Below are 17,826 nucleotides of genomic sequence, written 5' to 3'. Positions count from 1 at the left end.
GTCACATTGTCCCTGTCAAGATTAAGAGTCAATTACAACGGACAACCGAGAGGATTCCTGGAATGTCTGCCTTGCCTGAGATCAAAATGCCAATTGTACCGATTGTCTCTTATGAGGACAGGAGGCAGATCATTGTCCCCGACGCGCCCGCCGAGGCGACGCCTTTGAAGCGGATCTGGGCCGCAATTCTTTTGTGGCACCAGAAGCGGGAAGGTCGGCGCGCGTTGCGAGGCCTGACGGCGAGCGAACTCAAGGATATCGGGCTGTCGCAGTCCGATGCGGCCCGCGAGGTCGGCAAGTCGTTTTTCTGGGATTGATTCCGTTTGTCGAACCTAACGACAACTATCAGTTGCAGCCATTGCTGCCGCCCGACCAGCGATTGACGTCGGCGGTAATGCGGCCGGCAACCGGTTCCTGCATCATTGGACCAAAAGCCTGCAGATGGGCCGGGCTGCCCTCGGCCTGCACGACGAGCAGCGGCCGGCTTTCGGGGCTCCCCTTATGGACGAGCAGGATGCGCGGCCGGCCGGAGAAAGAATTGAGCTCCGGGGCGAGCTTATAGGCCGCAAAGGCCGGATCGTTCGACTTGAACCAGCAGGCATTGGCGCCGAGTGCAACGCGTTCCATGGTCGGCAGCGCAGCGCGGTTCGGACCTGCTGCGGGTGCCGGCGATTGGCAGCCGGCAACGACAGCTGCAAGAGCGGTCAGCAGGGCGGCGTTTGCGACGGAGAGGCGAGGGCGCATGATCTGCTCCAATGATCCGGATGACGGTCTTTCGCATGCCATTGCCCGCAGAGGCCTGCGGGCGGCATGCATTGAGGACGGGCTCAGGCGGCGATGACGTCGAGCGCCGAGTCGAAGAGGCCGCGGCCGTCCGAACCGCCATGGGCGGCTTCGATCAGGTTTTCCGGATGCGGCATCATGCCGAGCACGTTGCCCTTTTCGTTCATGACGGCGGCGATATCGTTGAGCGAGCCGTTGGGGTTGGTGCCCTCGGCATAACGGAAGACGACTTGGCCATTGCCTTCGATCTTGGCCAGCGTTGCTTCGTCTGCGAAATAATTGCCGTCATGATGGGCGACCGGGCTGCGGATGACCTGGCCCTGCGCATAAGCGCGGGTGAAATCCGTCTCGGCATTGACGACTTCAAGCTTGATCTCGCGGCAGACGAATTTCAGCGACGCATTGCGCATCAACGCGCCCGGCAGCAGGCCGGCTTCGACGAGGATCTGGAAGCCGTTGCAGACGCCGAGCACTTTCACGCCCTTGGCCGCCTTGTCGACGATCGCCTGCATGACCGGCATGCGGGCGGCAATCGCGCCGCAGCGCAGGTAATCGCCATAGGAGAAGCCGCCGGGGATGACGATCAGGTCGACATCGGGGATCTCGGTTTCCGTCTGCCAGATCGTCACCGGCGGTTTTCCCGAAATCTTGGTCAAGGCGGCGATCATGTCGCGGTCGCGGTTGAGGCCCGGAAGTTGAACGACGGCTGATTTCATGGGGTCCCCGTGTCTGGCGAAAGATATTGAACTGGAACGCTTTCGGCGAGCCATACTCCATTGTCGGAGACAAAGAAAGAATGACCCTCTGAAAACATGCGGGCCGCATCCACACGCAGGATGAGATATTCACCCTTGCGGCGCATTGCGACGATTTTCGCGGTTTCGACATCCGCTGAGAGATGAACGTGATGCCGCTGCATCTTCTGCAAGCCTTCACGCTCGATCGACGGCCAGTTCACCAAAGACGTGCCGTGAAAAAGAGTGGCAGGCGGTTCCAACGGGTTCAATGCGAGATCGACGTCGACGCTATGACCCTGATTGGCGCGAATTCTGTTGTCGGCAAGGGTGAAGCGCTTCTTCGGATTGTTTTCGATGACCGCGATAATATCGGCGCGGGAAACGTCATATTTCGACGTCAGCGCTTTTTCGAGTTCATCGAACGACACCCAGCCCTCGGCATCAAGCGTCAAACCGGCGGCTTCAGGCGCATGACGCAAAACATAGCTCATATATTTCGAGACTTCCGTCTCCAGCTTTGCCTGCGTCATGACGCCAAATCCTCAAAGTCCGCCGGACGACGGGCTGCGATCGTCAGTCGATTGCGATCGCGTAGTTCTCGATCACGGTGTTGGCGAGGAGCTTCTCGCACATGGCCTTGAGGTCGGCCTCTGCCTTGGCCTTGTCGGCGCTATCGAGCTCCAGGTCGAAGACCTTGCCCTGTCTGATATGGCCGACGCCCGAGAAACCGAGGGCGCCGAGCGCGCCTTCGATAGCCTTGCCCTGCGGATCGAGAACGCCGTTTTTCAGCGTGACGGTGACACGAGCCTTGATCACTTTGTCTATCCTGCCTTACTTGACGAGAACCGGGCCGGTGCCGCGCACAGGCTCGTTTTCATTGATGATGCCGAGACGGCGTGCGACTTCGGAATAGGCTTCGAGCAAGCCGCCGAGATCGCGGCGGAAGCGGTCCTTGTCCATCTTCTCGCGGGTTTCGATATCCCAGAGCCGGCAGCTGTCGGGCGAGATTTCGTCGGCGAGGATGATCCGCATCATGTCGCCTTCGAAGAGGCGGCCGCATTCGATCTTGAAATCGACGAGCTGAATGCCGACGCCGAGGAAAAGACCGGTCATGAAATCGTTGACGCGGATGGCGAGCGCCATGATGTCGTCGAGCTCGGCCGGATTGGCCCAGCCGAAAGCGGTGATATGCTCTTCGGAGACCATCGGATCGTCGAGTGCATCGGACTTATAATAGAATTCGATGATCGAGCGCGGCAGGACAACGCCTTCCTCGATGCCGAGCCGCTTGGCAAGCGAACCGGCGGCGACATTGCGCACGACGATCTCCAGCGGAATCATCTCGACTTCCTTGATCAACTGCTCGCGCATGTTAAGCCGGCGGATGAAATGGGTCGGGATGCCGATCTTGTTCAGATGGCTGAAGATATATTCGGAAATGCGGTTGTTGAGGACGCCCTTGCCGTCGATGACTTCGTGTTTCTTCTTATTGAAGGCGGTGGCATCGTCCTTGAAAAACTGGATCAAGGTACCCGGTTCCGGACCCTCATACAGAATCTTTGCCTTGCCCTCGTAGATACGGCGGCGACGGTTCATCGTGGTCATTCTCTGTTGTTGGCGCTCTTGGGATGGCGCGAGTGGATCGATCTCGTGGCGTCCCCTTAAAGGAAAAGAGTGAGTTTCACAATCCGCCTGTCGCTCCTTCCCTCTTTTCGTGATTCTGGCCCCGGTTCCCGGATTCTACGGAAATACCGTCAAGAGAATCGAATGGATTCCCAAGGCGAGTTTAGCGCCTTTTGCTGTACGGTGGAATGAAGGCGAAATGGCGGGCGGCTTATACAGGTTTTATTTGTTGGCTCTGCCTGGCAGTGCGTGGCGAAGATGCGCCTGCAAGGCGCGTGCGCCGGTCGGCCCGTGGCGCCAGCTTCCGGCACGGATGAAGGAGGGGATCTGCATGGCGGGCATCGGCCGGGCGAGCGCATAGCCCTGCAGGGTGTCACAGTCGAGGTCTTCGAGAATGCGGATGTGGTCGGCCGTTTCGACGCCTTCGGCAATGACGCGGATGTTCAGCGAGCGGCCGATGTCGATGATCGAGCCGACCAGCTTGCGCTGCTCGGCCGATTGCGGCAGCAGCCGGATCAGCTCGCGATCGATCTTCAGCGTCTTCGGGCTCAGGCGCAGCAGGCTGACGATCGAGGCGTGGCCGGTGCCGAAATCGTCGATCTGGATGTCGATGCCGAGCTTGCGCAGCTTCTTAAGGTTGGCCGTCACCAGCTCGTCGCAATCGTCGAGCGAGATCGATTCCAGCAGTTCGAAGGCGATGGCACCGGGTTCAATCTTCAGGGCGCGGAGCTTCTTGCCGAGATCGGGATCGGCAAGCCGGCGGGCGGAAACGTTGACCGATACTTTCCGGATCGACAAGCCCTCCTTGATCCAGGCGCGGCGGTCGGCCAGCGCGCGCTCCAGGATTAGCGCGTCGATCGTCGAGACGACGTCGAGATCCTCGGCGATATCGAGAAAGCGGTCGGGCGCCAGCAGCCCGTGCCGGGGATGCTGCCAGCGGGCGAGCGTCTCGACGCCGGTGACATCGAGCGTGCGGGCATCGAACTGCAATTGATAGAAGGGCACGAATTCGTTGCGCTCGAGGCCGATCAGGATCTCGTCGGCGAGATGTTTGGCCAAAACAATGTCGCGGCGGGCTGACGCCGAGAAGAATTCGAAGCGGTTGCGGCCGAGGCCCTTGGCGCGATAGAGCGCGATATCGGCATCAAGCAGCGTCTGCTTGGCGTCGAGCTTCGGACTGCTATCGATGGCGATACCGATGCTGGCGCCGAAACGGCAGTCGTGCCCCTCATATCTGACGGGTTTGCGCAATTTGTGAATGATGCGTTGGGCAAGGCCGCCGATTTTCTTCGACGCGACATCCATGGTGCAGAGGATGACGAATTCATCGCCGCCGATGCGGGCGACGAAATCGGCGGCGCGGACGGAGTTTCTGAGCACATTCGCCGCGTGCTGGAGCATGGCGTCGCCGGCGCGGTGACCAAGCGTGTCGTTGATCTGCTTGAAGCGGTCGAGATCGACGTGGAGGATCGCCAGGGCAAGGCCCTTGGCGCGACATTCGGCCGAGCGCTCTTCCAGCATCTTGTCGAGATAGCGCCGGTTCGGCAGATCGGTGAGGTAATCATGCAGCGCCAAGCGCTCGATGCTCTCTTTGGCGGCTTCGAGTTCGCGGTTGCGGGCCTCGGCCAGATCCTTGGCGCGCTGCAGCTCATTGCGCAACGCGACGTCCTCGGTGACGTCCCAGTTGGCGCCGATCAGCTTGCGGTGGCCGTTGCCATCGACGAAAAAGGCCGAGCGGGCGCGGATGATGCGTTCGACGCCGTCACCACGGATGATGCGATATTCCTGCTGGAAATCGCTGCCGCTTTCGACGCTGCTGCCGGCGAGGCCGAGCACCCGTTCGCGGTCGTCGGGATGCAGGCTTTTCGCCCAGGCATCGCTCGCGATCTGATGCGAGGCGCCCTGCAGGCCGTAAATCGCGATGAGGCGATCGTCCCATTCGACCGTATCATTCTCTATATCGGCCTCGAAAACGCCGATATGGGAAATCTCCAGCGCCAGGTCGAGCCGGCGTGACAGGCGCGACAGCGTCTCCTCGGCTTCCTTGCGGGCGGTGATATCGATATCCGTGCCGACGATGCGTGACGGTACGCCGTTCTCGTCCCATTCCACGCAAGCGCCGCGGCAGTCGATCCAGACCCAGTGGCCGTCCCTGTGGCGCTCACGATACTGGAAGATCTGAAAATTCGGGTCGCCGGCGTTCTGGCGCTCGATGGCATGCGCGACGAAATCTCGGTCATCGGGATGGACGAGCTGCAGCCATGCATCGTAATCGCCAGCGACCACCTCGTCGGGCGCCATGCCGCGAATGGTTTTCCACGTGGGCGAGTAATATTTCCGGTCGAGCCGATAGTTGTGATCCCATACGCCGAGGCCCGAGCCGACCAGCGCATGGTTCCATCGGCTCTCCCGCTCCGCCAGCTCGGCATCGCCGGCTGCCCCGTCGACGCCTGCCGCAGCCGCTGCGGCATCGCCATGCGGGCTCTCGGCCTCTGGATGGGCTTTCTTCACGGGCATTCTCGCTTATTCATCTCGGGCGCAGTCTGCTGTCTTTCCATTAAGAAAGACTTAGAAAGCAATTGCTGAATTAACGAGAAGGCGGTTTTCCTCAATCAGCAGAGAGACGGCTCAGGAACTGGGCAAAGACCATGGTGCCCTCCGGCCAGGGACCGTGACCGGAATCGGCATTGATATGTCCCGCTTCACCGGCATCGACGAGAAACGAGCCCCAGCTGCTGGCCATATCGTCGGCATGCTCATAGCTGCCGAACGGATCGTTGCGGCTGGCGACGGTGATCGACGGGAAGGGCAGCGGATCGCGCGGATAGGGGCCGAAGGTCATCAGATGCTTCGGGCGGATATCGGGATTGGTGACATCGGGCGGGGCTACGAAGAAGGCTCCTGCCACCCGGTTGCGGAAAAGCGGGATGGCGTGGATCGCCGAGGGCACGCCGAGCGAATGGGCGACAAGCACGACGGGCCGGGTCGAGGCGTTCACCTCCTCGGCGATGCGGGCGATCCAGTCCTCGCGGACCGGCTTCGTCCATTCCGCCTGTTCGACGCGCCGCGCCGTGCTGAGCTTCGCTTCCCAGCGGCTCTGCCAATGGCCGGGGCCGGAATTGGTATAGCCGGGGATGATGAGGATATCTGCGTCTGAGGCTTTCATAGTGCCGCCGATGTGAGAAAGCCTGTCGAAGATGTCAAGAGGGGCATCAAGGGAGAGAGCGACACGCGCCTTGATATTTGTTATATTGCTCCAGTGCCGGTTGCGGATTTCGTGTCGGCTTGCCCGCCGATGCGTGCCGCTGCCGACCAATCTCGGCTGAGGAGGAGAAAGCCATGGCGGCATTTCATGTCATGACGGGTGCCAGCGACAGCTTGGCGCGGCCCGTCGTCAATCGCATTGGCATTGCTGACGTCTTCGACGCATTGAAGCGCGGGTTCGAGGATTTTAAGGAAAAACCCTCGCATTACGTGTTCCTGTGCCTGATGTACCCGATCGCAGGCGTCTTTCTGACGCTATGGACCTCCGGCGCCAATCTTCTGCCGATGGTCTTCCCGCTGATGTCCGGTTTTGTGCTGATCGGACCGATCGCGGCGATCGGCCTTTATGAGATCAGTCGCCGGCGCGAGGATGGACTCGATACGTCATGGACGCATGCACTCGACGTGCGCCATTCGCCGGCATTGCCGTCGATCGTCGCGGTCGGGCTGATGCTTTTTGGGCTTTTCGTCGTCTGGCTGGTGACGGCGCAGACGCTTTATACCAATCTCCTCGGAGAAGTGTTTCCGCGCACCATGACGGATTTCACCCGCCAGGTTTTCGGTACGGCTGAAGGCCTGCAGCTGATCATCTGGGGCAATCTCATCGGCTTCGGCTTCGCGCTGGTGGTGCTGGCGATCTCCGTCATCACCTTTCCGCTGCTGCTCGACCGCGATGTCGGGGCGGTCGCCGCCGTCGTGACCTCGATCCGCGCCACGATCATCAATCCGGTGCCGGTGCTGCTCTGGGGTCTGATCGTCGCCGCACTCCTCGTCATCGGCACGATCCCCGTCTTTGCCGGGCTTGCGCTCGTCATCCCGATCCTCGGCCATGCGACCTGGCATCTCTATCGCAAGCTGGTTGCGCGGGAGGCCGCGTAGCCACGGTTTTGCCCCTCGGAGATTTCGGATTCCGATTCTTCAGGGGAACCTCCGAACCTACCTCGGAGTTTAAATATGGCTCCGAGGGAGGATTTCAGAGGTAACGATGAAGCATCTGTTTGCCCGCTTCGCAACCAAGACATCAGAATGGGCGGGCAAGCCCGTCATCTTCATCCTGGCCCTGAGCATCGTCATCATCTGGGCGTTGCTCGGGCCCTTCTTCGACTATTCGGAAACCTGGCAGCTGATCATCAACACCGGCACGACCATCATCACCTTCCTGATGGTCTTCGTGCTGCAGAACGCACAGACGCGCGACACGCGGGCGATCCAGGCCAAACTCAACGAAATCATCCTGACAAGCCATGCCGAAAATCGCTTCATCGGCATCGAAAATCTCGACGAGGAGGAGCTGAAACATCTCGACCAGCTGGTCGCCAAGGCTGCCAAGGGCAGGGGCGAGACGGAGGCTTGCAGAACTGCGGAGGCCGTGGAAGCCGCTGCGCCGAAAAAGACCGATGCGCGTAAGCGATCGGCGAATGCTAAGGGCTCGAAGATGAAGCAACGACCGCTTGAGAAGAGCTGAATTCCTCAATATGCATTTATAACGCATGTCGGGTCTAAAGCTGTTTTGCAGGGGGAAATGCGCGATTCCTTTCTCAGAGAACCGCAGGTCGAATTGTTTTTTCAGGCCTATCTCATAGGGCTGCCATTGGGCCATTTGCCATTTTTCTTCAGTGATCTAGGCCTTGGTCTGCTGTTCGCGAAGTTTTTTCTTTCGCTTCCGATCGTTTTTTTATTGTTTATTTTTGTCGCATTAAATATGCGGCAGTAAATTCACGCCCATTTTTGTGGGGATCCGTCATCTTTATCGCAACGTTGGTTTTCATCGTTGCGTCGTTCTTTTTGATGCGCGGTGGGATAAATGATCTTACACGGAAGGACATGGCAATATTGGAAATTATCCTGATTGTGTCCGCTCCTTCTCTCCTTGCGACATGCATCTACTTTCCGGTCATGATCAGGCTGCGGCTAAGACGGAGCGTCGGGTAGACACGCGCAGGAGACAACGGCGCCGGAAGGCGCCGCCATGACGCAGAAAAGAATCCTTATGCGGCTCCAAACACCCGCCGGAAGATCGTATCGACGTGCTTGGTATGATAGCCAAGGTCGAACTTCTCGCGAATATCCTCCTCGGACAGCGCCGCGCGGACCTCCGCATCCGCCAGCAGCTCTTCCAGGAAATCCTTGCCCTGTTCCCAGACCTTCATGGCGTTGCGCTGCACCAGGCGGTAGGCGTCCTCGCGGGAGGTGCCAGCCTGGGTCAGCGCCAGGAGGACGCGTTGGGAGTGGACGAGGCCGCGGAACTTGTTGAGGTTCTTCTCCATGTTCTCCGGGTAGACCAACAGCTTTTCGATGACGCCGGCCAGACGTGAGAGGGCGAAATCGAGGGTGACGGTAGCGTCGGGGCCGATCATGCGCTCGACCGAGGAGTGAGAGATATCGCGCTCGTGCCAGAGGGCGACGTTTTCCATGGCCGGTAGGGCGTAGGAGCGGACCATGCGGGCGAGGCCGGTGAGGTTTTCGGTGAGAACCGGGTTGCGCTTGTGCGGCATGGCCGAGGAGCCCTTCTGGCCGGGCGAGAAATATTCCTCGGCCTCCAGAACCTCGGTGCGCTGCAGGTGGCGGATCTCGGTCGCGAGCCGCTCGATCGAGGAGGCGACGACGCCGAGGGTGGCGAAGTACATGGCGTGGCGGTCGCGCGGGATGACCTGGGTCGAGACCGGCTCGGCCTTCAGGCCAAGCGCCTCGGCGACATGTTCCTCGACGCGCGGATCGATATTGGCGAAGGTGCCGACGGCGCCGGAGATGGCGCAGGTCGCGACTTCCTCGCGGGCGGCGACGAGGCGCTGGCGGCAGCGCTCGAATTCGGCATAGGCGAGAGCCAGCTTGACGCCGAAGGTGGTAGGCTCGGCATGGATGCCGTGCGAGCGACCGATGGTGACGGTGTCCTTGTGTTCGAAGGCGCGGGTTTTCAGCGCTGCCAGCAGCCGGTCGAGATCGGCAATCAGAATATCGGTGGCGCGCACCAGCTGGACGTTGAAGCAGGTGTCGAGCACGTCTGACGAGGTCATGCCCTGGTGGACGAAGCGCGCATCCGGGCCGACGATCTCGGCGAGATGGGTCAGGAAGGCGATGACGTCATGCTTGGTGACAGCCTCGATCTCGTCGATCCGGGCGACGTCGAAGGTGGCCGCACCGCCTTTTTCCCAGATGGTCTTTGCCGCCGATTTCGGGATGACGCCGAGCTCGGCCAGCGCGTCGCAGGCATGCGCCTCGATCTCGAACCAGATGCGGAACTTGGTTTCGGGAGACCAGATGGCGACCATTTCGGGCCGGGAATAACGCGGGATCATGGGCGGCTGCCTTCACTTCAAGAGGTTTGTGCGTCAATGTTCTGTTTTTGCGCAATTTCGGGCGCAAGACCGCTGAACACTTTTGCTGAAATTGCTTCAGCGCCCCTGTAGCAAAGACGGGCGGCAATCTCAACGCATGCGTTTCGCAAGATAATAGCTGCTGACCACAAGGCAGACGAGACCGAGCGGCAGGAAAAGGCGCAGACCGATCACCAGGAACTGATAGACGGCGCTGATGCTGGTGAAGATGAACTGGAAGACCCAGATGCTGCTTCCGAAGGGCGCGTGCCAGCGCGAATAGAAGATCCGATATTCCATCGCGAAGAGGAAGGCGGTCATGGCGATCGTGGCCGCGATCAGCGTCACGAAAAAGGCGGCGAAACGCGCCTCCGGCGGCTTGCCATAGGCGAGGAAGCGGGCGGTCGGCAAAGCGAAGGGCCAGGCGAGCAGGCCTCCGAGGAAATAGAGCGCGGCGACTTCGGCAAGGCGGCTCGTCTCCAGGCCGTTGCGCAGATAAAGGCCGAGCATGGCGGAGACGAGCATCTGCATGCCCCAGAGCGGCGCGCCGGCAACCAGATCGGGGTAGGGCGGCCATGCCGCGCGTATGCGGCTCCTCCGGCGCTCCATTCTGGAATGATCCAGGCTCAGGGATGAACCGGAACGGCGATCCAGCGCCCGTTCCTTTGCGCATCGAAGGCCAGCACCAGGGCGATATGAACCTGGTTTCCCGCTTCCGGCTGATAGACGACGGCGCCGCCGATTCTATATTCGACCGAGCACGCGCGCTCGGTCGGAACCGTTTGCACCTGGCGCGCTGCCTGCCGGTTCGGAACGCCTTCCTTCTCGATCATCTGCAGGCTGAAGCCGAGGACCCGCTTGGCGACCGCCGCGCAGTCCGTCGGCGCCGCTATCGGCAACTCGCCGAGCGAAAGCGTGTAGGGCGATTTCGGCGGGCCGTCGGTTGCAAGTGTCGTGTAGCGCAGCGTCTTTGCGGGAGAGCCGAGTTCGGTCGGCGGATTGAAGGCGGCAATCAGGCCGGGGTTGGTCAGCAGATCGTATTTGTCCATCTGGCCGCGCGCCGCCGTCAGGTTCTGCCGCCGTGCCTTGGAAAGATTGGCGTCCTTGTCGGTCAGCTCGGTGCGGAAGGGCGTGCCTTCGAGATACTGGCCATTGTCGGTATCGATGAAATAGGTGTTGGAATAGGGGACATTGCTGCCCTCCTTGATGCCGAACTCCTGGAACGCGAAGACCTTGCCGTCGGCGGAAAAGCCGATCGGCTGGATGCTGGCAATGTCGCCGGCAAGTGACGCGCCGGGCAGGCCAGCCAGTGCCGCGGCCAGCAGGCCGCCGATGAAAAGCTGCTTCTTCATGATCGTGCCCCTTCGGCTGCCTGGCGCAGATCGGCGACGGTCTTGCGATAATTCTCGACCGTGCCGCCCTTGAAAATCGCCGAACCGGCGACGAGGACGTTACCGCCGGCGCGGGCGATTGCCGGCGCCGTCTCCACGGTGACGCCGCCATCGACCTCAAGCTCGATCGGCCTGTCTCCGATCATTGATTTTGCCGCCGCGATCTTGGCCGCCATTGCCGGAATGAACTTCTGTCCGCCGAAGCCTGGATTGACCGACATAATGAGGATGAGGTCGACATCGTCGAGCACGTTCTCGATGGCGCTGAGCGGAGTTGCCGGATTGAGTGTCACCCCGACCTTCTTGCCGAGATTGCGGACGGTCTGCAGCGACCGGTGCAGATGCGGCCCGGATTCGGCGTGGACGGTGATGCGGTCGCAGCCGGCCTTGGCGAAGGCTTCGAGATAGTCGTCGACCGGCGAGATCATCAGGTGGCAGTCGAAGGTGGCATCGGTATAGGCGCGCAGCGACTTGATGACATCCGGGCCGAAGGAGATGTTCGGCACGAAATGCCCATCCATCACGTCGAGGTGGATCCAGTCGGCCCCGGCGGCGGTGACATTGCGCACCTCCTCGCCGAGCCTGGCGAAATCCGCCGCGAGGATCGAGGGGGCAATGCGAATGGGCAGCGTCATCAAGTCTTACTCTCCTATGGGCGCCAGCCGAGCACGGCGCCGGAATTCAAGGCTGACGGCCGCTCATTGCGTCGGCGCAGCCGGTGGAAAAAAGCCGTTGCCGCGCCATTCGAGCAGACGGTACGGGTTTTGCGACAGTTCATGCGTGCCGGTGAAGGCGACGGCACCGACCGGAGTCTGGAATGTCGTGCCGAGCAGCGTCTCCTGGGGGGGCTTGCCGGCCGCAGCGGCGGCTTCGGCCGCCTGGCCGGCAATCAATGCCGCTGCCAGCGATGGCAAAACATAACCTTCCGGCTCGATCCCTTTGGCGCGCAGCGTTTCGGCCGTCGCCGCGGCCTCCGGCAGGACGGCATATTCGGGCAGGGCGACGGCGCGCACGCCAGGCCCGAGCGGCAGCGGCTGATCGGCGGCGCGCATGGCGTCGCCACCGAGGATGGCGAGCGGGATGTTCTCAGCCTCCGCGTCGCGGGCGATGACGGCGACGTCGTTGCGGTCGCCGCCGACGAAAACCCTGGTGGCGCCGGCCCGTTTCAGGCGGCGGACAAGAGCGATCTGCTGCTCCTGCCCCGGGCGATAGGTATCGGTGAAGACGGGTTTCAGGCCGTTCTGTTCCAGCGTATTGCGCACCGCTTCCGTCAGTTCGCGGCCGTGAATGGTGCCGTCCTCGATCAGGGCGATCGGATCGGCGGCCCAATCCTTCAGGATCACTTCATTGATCTTTGCCGCCTCGGCGCCATCGGCAGGCGCCATGCGGAAGAGCGGCCAGCCGTTTTTCAGCGCATCCTCCATCAGGATACGGGAGCGCACGGAGACGGTGATCGCCGGGATACGGGCATCCTTGAGCTTCGGCAGGGCGCCTTCGAGCGTCTCGCTACAAAGAAAGCCGACGGCGATCTGCACCTTGGCCGCGACAAGCGCATCGCCGACTGCCGCCCCGCTATTGTCTTCGCAGGTCTCGTTGACCGCGACGAGCGTATTGCCTGACTGCTGGATCTCGAAACCGGCGCCGGCAGCAATCTGGGCGCCGAGCAGGGCGAGCGGGCCATTCCGGGGCGCAACGACGCCGATCGTCACGCCGGCCGCATGGCCTTGCGCCGCCGCTCCCAGCAGCATCAGAACGGCTGCTATGCCACGCAGGTTGATCATGAAAGGCGGAGATCCCTAGCCATCGTCCATGCCCTTTTATCCGCAAGGCCGCGATCGTCAAAGAAAAACAAGCGCAACCCAATGCTTTTCACCGGTCCTATTGTAGAAAAGGTAACCGATGCTCGCCATATTGGCGCGATGGAAGTCGAACAGCAGCGCAGGGCGTCGTTTCGGTGACGCAAAGGACGCTGCAGGACTTTGCATTGCTATGTAATTGTATGCAGTCGGCAGAAGAGCGCATGGAGACGCAGGTGTTGAACAGGCAGCATATCGACCCCGGCCTTTATCGGGATGCCATGAGCCGCTACGCCGGCCATGTGCAGCTCGTGACGACGGCTACGGAAGGCTTGCGTCGGGGCGTCACCATCACGGCTGCCTGCTCGGTCTCGGATAATCCGGCCTCGGTGCTGATCTGCCTGAACAACACCAATCCAAAGAACGAGATTTTTTTCCGCAGCGGCATCTTCGTGCTGAATACGCTCGGCGCTCACCACCAGGGCGTCGCCGACGCTTTCTCCGGACGCACGGCGCTCACCGATGAGGAACGCTTCGCCAGCGCCCGTTTCGACACCCTCGTCACCGGCGCGCCGGTCCTTGCCGATGCGCTTGCCGCCTTCGACTGCCGGGTGACCGACATCAAGGAAATGCCGACCCACAACGTCATCTTCGGCGAAGTCGCCGCCGTCCGCTTCAGCGAGAAGCATCCGGCACTCATCTATATGAACCGGGATTATCACACGCTGTGATCCGGCTGGCCGGGTATTCGAGGGACTGAGAATGGACAATGCCGGGATCGAGGAAATGTTTCAGGGGCTCGGCCCCGTCACGATCAAGCGTATGTTCGGCGGCAAGGGCATTTATCACCTCGGGCGCATCGTCGCGGTCGAAGTGCGCGACGAGATGCTGCTGAAGGCCGACGAGACAAGTGCCCCGGAATTTGCCGCCGCCGGCGCCACGCAATGGGCCTATGAGGGCAAGAAGGGCAAGCCGGTGAAAATGCCCTACTGGTCGATCCCCGAGGAGGCCTACGACGATCCCGATCTGATGGCGAAATGGGTGCGGCTGGCCTATGAGGCAGCGCTTCGCGCCGAGGGCTAGAGCCTTTCCTGGTTAGATTGAATCATTCTGTTGGCTCAAACGGAGTCGGATGGTCGACCGGCCGGCGCGCGTCGTAGCCCAGCTCTACGGCCAAGCCGGCCAGTCGATCAGCCGGCCCGTTTCAGCCAACCCTCCCGCAGATTTGCCAGGCAAATCTGCAAGACTTAGGAATCGCCGGACGCACTGATCGCTTCGCCACGGCGAAGCGGTGCGGCCGGTGGGCCGGGCATCTCTAGCCAGGATCAGAGGCGATCGGCTCGGACATACCTGGGGGTATGCCCATCGCCAATCGCCTCTGCCCTGACGAAAACCTGCTCCGGCAGAATGCTTCAATCTAACCAGGAAAGGCTCTAACCGCGTTTGATTGCGGGCAGGGTCGATATCGCCGCCTTGGTGAACGCCGATAGCGGCTCGGGCAGATCCGTCAGCGAAAACCAGCCGAAATCCGAAAGTTTATCCGGTTCCGTCAATTGCGGTTCGCCTTCGACATCGTGGGCGAGATAAAGAAGTGAAATCCAGTGCTGGCGGTCGGTATCGATAATCTGCTCGGTCATGCCGATTTGCTCGATCCGACCGATCCTGAGGCCGGTTTCTTCTTCGGCCTCGCGGCGCGCGGCTTCTTCAGCCGGCTCCATGTGGTCGACCTTGCCGCCGACAATGTTCCAATAGCCGGCTTCCGGTGGACGCACGCGTTTATAGAGAAGAACCTTGGCGTCACGCACAATGACCAGGCCGACGCCGAAGCCCGGGAAATCGAGACCGGGCTTGCCCATCGGATGCTCAGACCTTGGCGCTGCCGGCGATCAGCATGAAGGCCGGGATGTCGTCACCGAAACCGACCGGGGTCGGGCCGTCGTCGTGATCGCGATGACGGCGGCGGTCGCGGCTGTCGTCGTTTGCCGGGTAGGGCCGATTGTTGCGCGCATTGTTTTGCGGCTTCTGCTCTGCTTTGCGCTCGTTCTTCAAGACTTCGGCCCTTGCTGGTGCTGCTTCAATCACTTGGACGTCATTATCCTGGATGTCGTTATCAGATTTATGACTCGCAGCGCCGCGATTGCCGCGTCCGCGCCCACGATCCTTGTCGCCGCGCTCGCGTCCGTTGCGCCGCGGGCGATCGCTGTCCTTGCCTTCTTCGGCAGGCGGCAGCGAGTTCAGATCGCCATTCAGCCATTCGACCTTTTCGCCGATCAGCTTCTCGATCGCATCGACGAATTTGGTGTCGCGCTTGGTGACGAGCGTGAAGGCAGCACCCGAGCGGCCGGCACGGCCGGTGCGGCCGATGCGGTGGACATAATCCTCGGAGTGGATCGGCACGTCGAAATTGAAGACGTGGCTGACATCGGGAATGTCGAGGCCGCGGGCGGCGACGTCGGAGGCAACCAGCAGCTGGAGATTGCCGTCACGGAAGTTTTGCAGCATGGTCGTGCGCGAACGCTGGTCCATGTCGCCATGCAGCGCACCGACGGAGAAGCCGTGGCGCTCGAGCGAGCGGAAAAGATCGGCGACATCCTTCTTGCGGTTGCAGAAGATGATGGCGTTCTTCAGTTCGCCCTGGGCGCGCACGAGTTCGCGCAGGACAGCGCGCTTCTCGTAATCCTTGCTGTGCGATGCAACGAAGCGCTGCGTCACCGTCTTTGCCGCCGAGGCCGGCTTTGCCACCTCGACGCGCTCCGGATTCTGCAGGAAGCGGTCGGCGAGCTTCTGGATTTCCGGCGGCATGGTCGCCGAGAAGAACAGCGTCTGGCGGGTGAAGGGGATCAGCTTGGCGATACGCTCGATATCGGGGATGAAGCCCATGTCGAGCATGCGGTCGGCTTCGTCGATGACGAGGATCTCTACACCGCTCATCAAGAGCTTGCCGCGCTCGAAATGGTCGAGCAGGCGGCCGGGCGTGCAGATCAGCACATCGGCGCCGCGCTCGAGCTTGCGGTCCTGGTCCTCGAAGGACACGCCGCCGATCAAAAGGGCAACGTTCAGACGATGGTTCTTGCCGTATTTTTCGAAATTCTCGGCGACCTGGGCAGCAAGTTCGCGGGTCGGCTCGAGGATCAGCGTGCGGGGCATGCGCGCGCGGGCACGGCCCTTTTCCAATAGCGACAGCATCGGCAGCACGAAGGATGCCGTCTTGCCGGTGCCGGTCTGCGCGATGCCGCAAATATCGCGGCGCTCGAGCGCAAAGGGAATGGCCCCCGCCTGGATGGGCGTGGGGGTCGAATAGCCCGCGTCGGCAACAGCGGATAGCACTTTTTGGCTCAAGCCAAGGTCAGCAAATGTCGTCAAAGGGAAAACTGTTTCCGTTCCGGTTCGGCCGAGCTCTGAACGAGTCGGCGGGATTGCATGCCGCAATGCAGCGCGACATAGCCCCGAATGGCTGGCAAGTCAAGAAATAGAGAGGCGGCACTCCGTGCAGAGTGAAGCGATGGTTACTTGATGGCTGTTACTTGATATAGGTCGCGAGTTTAAGGCCGGCATTCATGAAGTATACTGGATCTACCGCCTGGCCGTTCTGGCGCACTTCATAGTGCAGATGGGTACCGGTCGAACGGCCCGTGCTGCCGGCAAGGCCGATGACGTCATTGCGGCCGACCGTGTCGCCGACCTTCACCATAACCTGTGACATATGGCCATAGCGCGTCGAGATGCCGTTGCCGTGGTCGATCTCGACCATGTTGCCGTAGCCGCCGGTCCAGCCGGCGGCGGTGACCTTGCCGGGCGCCGTCGGGCGGATCCTTTCGCCCGGCGAAAAGCGGAAGTCGATGCCGGAATGGAGGGCCAGGCGGCCGAGGAACGGGTCGCGGCGGTTGCCGAAGGGGCTGGTGACTTCCTTGCCGATGGCGGGGTTGCGGAAGGGCAGGGACTCGGCAGTGCTGCGCACGGCCTCCAGCCGGGTCAGCGCGCCGTCGAGCGCGGCCAGCGAATTGTTGAAGTCGTCGTTGCTCTCGGGCTCCAGATAGGGGCCGCCGACAGCACTCTCCTCTTCCTGTCTGGCCGCGGCCGTCTCCTCAGGCACAGGAATCTTGAAGCGGGTCAGCACGGTTTCGATGGCGCTGGCGGCATGGCCGGCGTCACTCGTCAGCTGCTCGACGCGGTTGCGCTGGTCCTGCTCGACATCCTTCAGCGACAGCGTCACCTTGGAGAAGATCCGGTCGGCGCGGTCGCCGACCGTCTCGGCGGACGGGACATAGGCAAGCGTCGAATTGTCGGGCGTCGCGTCAGCGGGCGCGCCGCTCGCCAGCTGTCTTTCGATCGCCTCGAGGCCGCCGGTGAGTGAAGCGCGCTTGTCCTTGATATCGGGGGCAAAGGATTGGACGGGCGATGACGGCGCGGGCAGGGCGCCATCCTTTTCCGTCAGGCCGGAGCTTTCGGCGCGGTCGAGCAGGTTGTCGAGCTTGCCGTGGCGCGAGGTGAGCGCCATCTGCTGCTCCATCAGCTTGTCGACCTTATCCTCGACCAGCTGCTGGTCAAGAAGCTGGCGGGAGGTGATGCGGTCGACCTGCGAGCGAAGGGCAGCGATGCGGTCCTCGTAGTCATGCTGCATGCGGGCCTGGCGTGCCATGGTGGCGCCGATCAGGTCGTCGCGCAGCACGAGGTAGGAGGTCGCCAGGAGATAGCCGATCGAGAAGACGCCGACGAAGCAGAAGGCAAGTGCTGCCATCCATGGCCGGACCGTCATGTGGCGCACCTTGTCGCCACTTGCCAGGATGAGGATGTGTTCCTGCGCCCGCCTGCCGAATACCCGGTGCTGATGTCCGCTGTTCACGCAGGCTCTCCCGATTGATGCTCTACGCCTCTTTCGGAAAATTAGACACGGTTATGGTTAATGAATGCTTTCGCG

The 17,826-nt window shown here is 61.5% G+C and carries 20 protein-coding genes; 5 read left to right on the top strand and 15 right to left on the bottom strand.

The window, feature by feature from the left end:
• Window positions 1–62: 62 nt before the first annotated feature.
• Entirely contained in the window at window positions 63–317 is a 255-nt protein-coding gene (locus tag EFD56_RS10465; protein WP_085742587.1) for a DUF1127 domain-containing protein, read from the top strand.
• A 28-nt stretch (window positions 318–345) separates the two neighbouring features.
• Here the strand turns inward: EFD56_RS10465 and EFD56_RS10460 are convergent, their stop codons facing one another.
• From EFD56_RS10460 to EFD56_RS10430, 7 genes are all read right to left on the bottom strand, one after another.
• A complete protein-coding gene (locus tag EFD56_RS10460; RefSeq protein WP_085742586.1) occupies window positions 346–744 on the bottom strand; it encodes a hypothetical protein in 399 nt (132 codons plus the stop codon).
• An 83-nt stretch (window positions 745–827) separates the two neighbouring features.
• Window positions 828–1,499, bottom strand: coding sequence for a phosphoribosylformylglycinamidine synthase subunit PurQ (purQ, locus tag EFD56_RS10455; protein ID WP_126905197.1), 672 nt, complete (start codon window positions 1,497–1,499; stop codon window positions 828–830).
• Window positions 1,496–2,050 (bottom strand): RNA 2'-phosphotransferase, encoded by a 555-nt coding sequence (locus EFD56_RS10450; RefSeq protein ID WP_085742585.1) that lies wholly within the window; start codon window positions 2,048–2,050, stop codon window positions 1,496–1,498. Before EFD56_RS10450 ends, purQ begins: the two co-directional genes overlap by 4 nt.
• A 43-nt stretch (window positions 2,051–2,093) precedes the next feature.
• Entirely contained in the window at window positions 2,094–2,336 is a 243-nt protein-coding gene (purS, locus tag EFD56_RS10445) for a phosphoribosylformylglycinamidine synthase subunit PurS (RefSeq protein WP_085742584.1), read from the bottom strand.
• Between the two features lie 15 nt (window positions 2,337–2,351).
• Window positions 2,352–3,116, bottom strand: coding sequence for a phosphoribosylaminoimidazolesuccinocarboxamide synthase (purC, locus tag EFD56_RS10440; RefSeq protein ID WP_004676256.1), 765 nt, complete (start codon window positions 3,114–3,116; stop codon window positions 2,352–2,354).
• A 249-nt stretch (window positions 3,117–3,365) separates the two neighbouring features.
• A complete protein-coding gene (locus EFD56_RS10435) occupies window positions 3,366–5,660 on the bottom strand; it encodes a putative bifunctional diguanylate cyclase/phosphodiesterase (RefSeq protein ID WP_085742583.1) in 2,295 nt (764 codons plus the stop codon).
• A gap of 91 nt (window positions 5,661–5,751) precedes the next feature.
• Entirely contained in the window at window positions 5,752–6,309 is a 558-nt protein-coding gene (locus tag EFD56_RS10430; RefSeq protein WP_004676258.1) for an alpha/beta hydrolase, read from the bottom strand.
• A 173-nt stretch (window positions 6,310–6,482) separates the two neighbouring features.
• On the opposite strand from EFD56_RS10430, the gene EFD56_RS10425 reads away from it, so the two are divergent.
• Complete coding sequence (locus EFD56_RS10425; RefSeq protein ID WP_004676259.1) at window positions 6,483–7,286, top strand: DUF2189 domain-containing protein; 804 nt, start codon at window positions 6,483–6,485, stop codon at window positions 7,284–7,286.
• Window positions 7,287–7,392: 106 nt separating this feature from the next.
• Entirely contained in the window at window positions 7,393–7,872 is a 480-nt protein-coding gene (locus EFD56_RS10420) for a low affinity iron permease family protein (RefSeq protein ID WP_010009445.1), read from the top strand.
• A gap of 523 nt (window positions 7,873–8,395) precedes the next feature.
• Here the strand turns inward: EFD56_RS10420 and purB are convergent.
• The 5 genes from purB to EFD56_RS10390 all read right to left on the bottom strand — a co-directional run bounded on the left by purB (window position 8,396) and on the right by EFD56_RS10390 (window position 12,893).
• A complete protein-coding gene (gene purB, locus EFD56_RS10410) occupies window positions 8,396–9,703 on the bottom strand; it encodes an adenylosuccinate lyase (RefSeq protein ID WP_004676261.1) in 1,308 nt (435 codons plus the stop codon).
• A 129-nt stretch (window positions 9,704–9,832) separates the two neighbouring features.
• The gene (locus EFD56_RS10405; protein ID WP_085742582.1) at window positions 9,833–10,330 is read right to left on the bottom strand and encodes a hypothetical protein; all 498 of its coding nucleotides are present in this window, start codon (window positions 10,328–10,330) and stop codon (window positions 9,833–9,835) included.
• A gap of 17 nt (window positions 10,331–10,347) precedes the next feature.
• Window positions 10,348–11,073, bottom strand: coding sequence for a DUF2259 domain-containing protein (locus tag EFD56_RS10400; protein ID WP_085742581.1), 726 nt, complete (start codon window positions 11,071–11,073; stop codon window positions 10,348–10,350).
• Window positions 11,070–11,747, bottom strand: coding sequence for a ribulose-phosphate 3-epimerase (gene rpe / locus EFD56_RS10395; RefSeq protein WP_037139608.1), 678 nt, complete (start codon window positions 11,745–11,747; stop codon window positions 11,070–11,072). The genes EFD56_RS10400 and rpe overlap by 4 nt, the downstream gene beginning before the upstream one ends.
• 63 nt (window positions 11,748–11,810) lie before the next feature.
• The gene (locus EFD56_RS10390; RefSeq protein ID WP_085742580.1) at window positions 11,811–12,893 is read right to left on the bottom strand and encodes an ABC transporter substrate-binding protein; all 1,083 of its coding nucleotides are present in this window, start codon (window positions 12,891–12,893) and stop codon (window positions 11,811–11,813) included.
• Between the two features lie 251 nt (window positions 12,894–13,144).
• Between EFD56_RS10390 and EFD56_RS10385 the strand changes: the two genes are divergently transcribed.
• On the top strand, window positions 13,145–13,639 hold the full coding sequence (locus EFD56_RS10385) for a flavin reductase (protein ID WP_029531238.1): 495 nt from the start codon (window positions 13,145–13,147) through the stop codon (window positions 13,637–13,639).
• A gap of 31 nt (window positions 13,640–13,670) precedes the next feature.
• Complete coding sequence (locus tag EFD56_RS10380) at window positions 13,671–13,991, top strand: TfoX/Sxy family protein (RefSeq protein ID WP_038689192.1); 321 nt, start codon at window positions 13,671–13,673, stop codon at window positions 13,989–13,991.
• A gap of 350 nt (window positions 13,992–14,341) precedes the next feature.
• On the opposite strand, the gene EFD56_RS10370 is transcribed toward EFD56_RS10380, so the two are convergent.
• From EFD56_RS10370 to EFD56_RS10360, 3 genes are all read right to left on the bottom strand, one after another.
• Window positions 14,342–14,764, bottom strand: coding sequence for an NUDIX domain-containing protein (locus EFD56_RS10370; RefSeq protein ID WP_085742579.1), 423 nt, complete (start codon window positions 14,762–14,764; stop codon window positions 14,342–14,344).
• A gap of 7 nt (window positions 14,765–14,771) precedes the next feature.
• A complete protein-coding gene (locus EFD56_RS10365) occupies window positions 14,772–16,271 on the bottom strand; it encodes a DEAD/DEAH box helicase (RefSeq protein WP_064818309.1) in 1,500 nt (499 codons plus the stop codon).
• Window positions 16,272–16,428: 157 nt separating this feature from the next.
• A complete protein-coding gene (locus EFD56_RS10360) occupies window positions 16,429–17,751 on the bottom strand; it encodes a M23 family metallopeptidase (protein ID WP_085742578.1) in 1,323 nt (440 codons plus the stop codon).
• Window positions 17,752–17,826: the final 75 nt, after the last annotated feature.

The organism is Rhizobium phaseoli (genome assembly GCF_003985125.1).
Classification (GTDB): Bacteria; Pseudomonadota; Alphaproteobacteria; order Rhizobiales; family Rhizobiaceae; genus Rhizobium; species Rhizobium phaseoli.
This window is presented reverse-complemented; position numbering and strand designations above follow the sequence as displayed.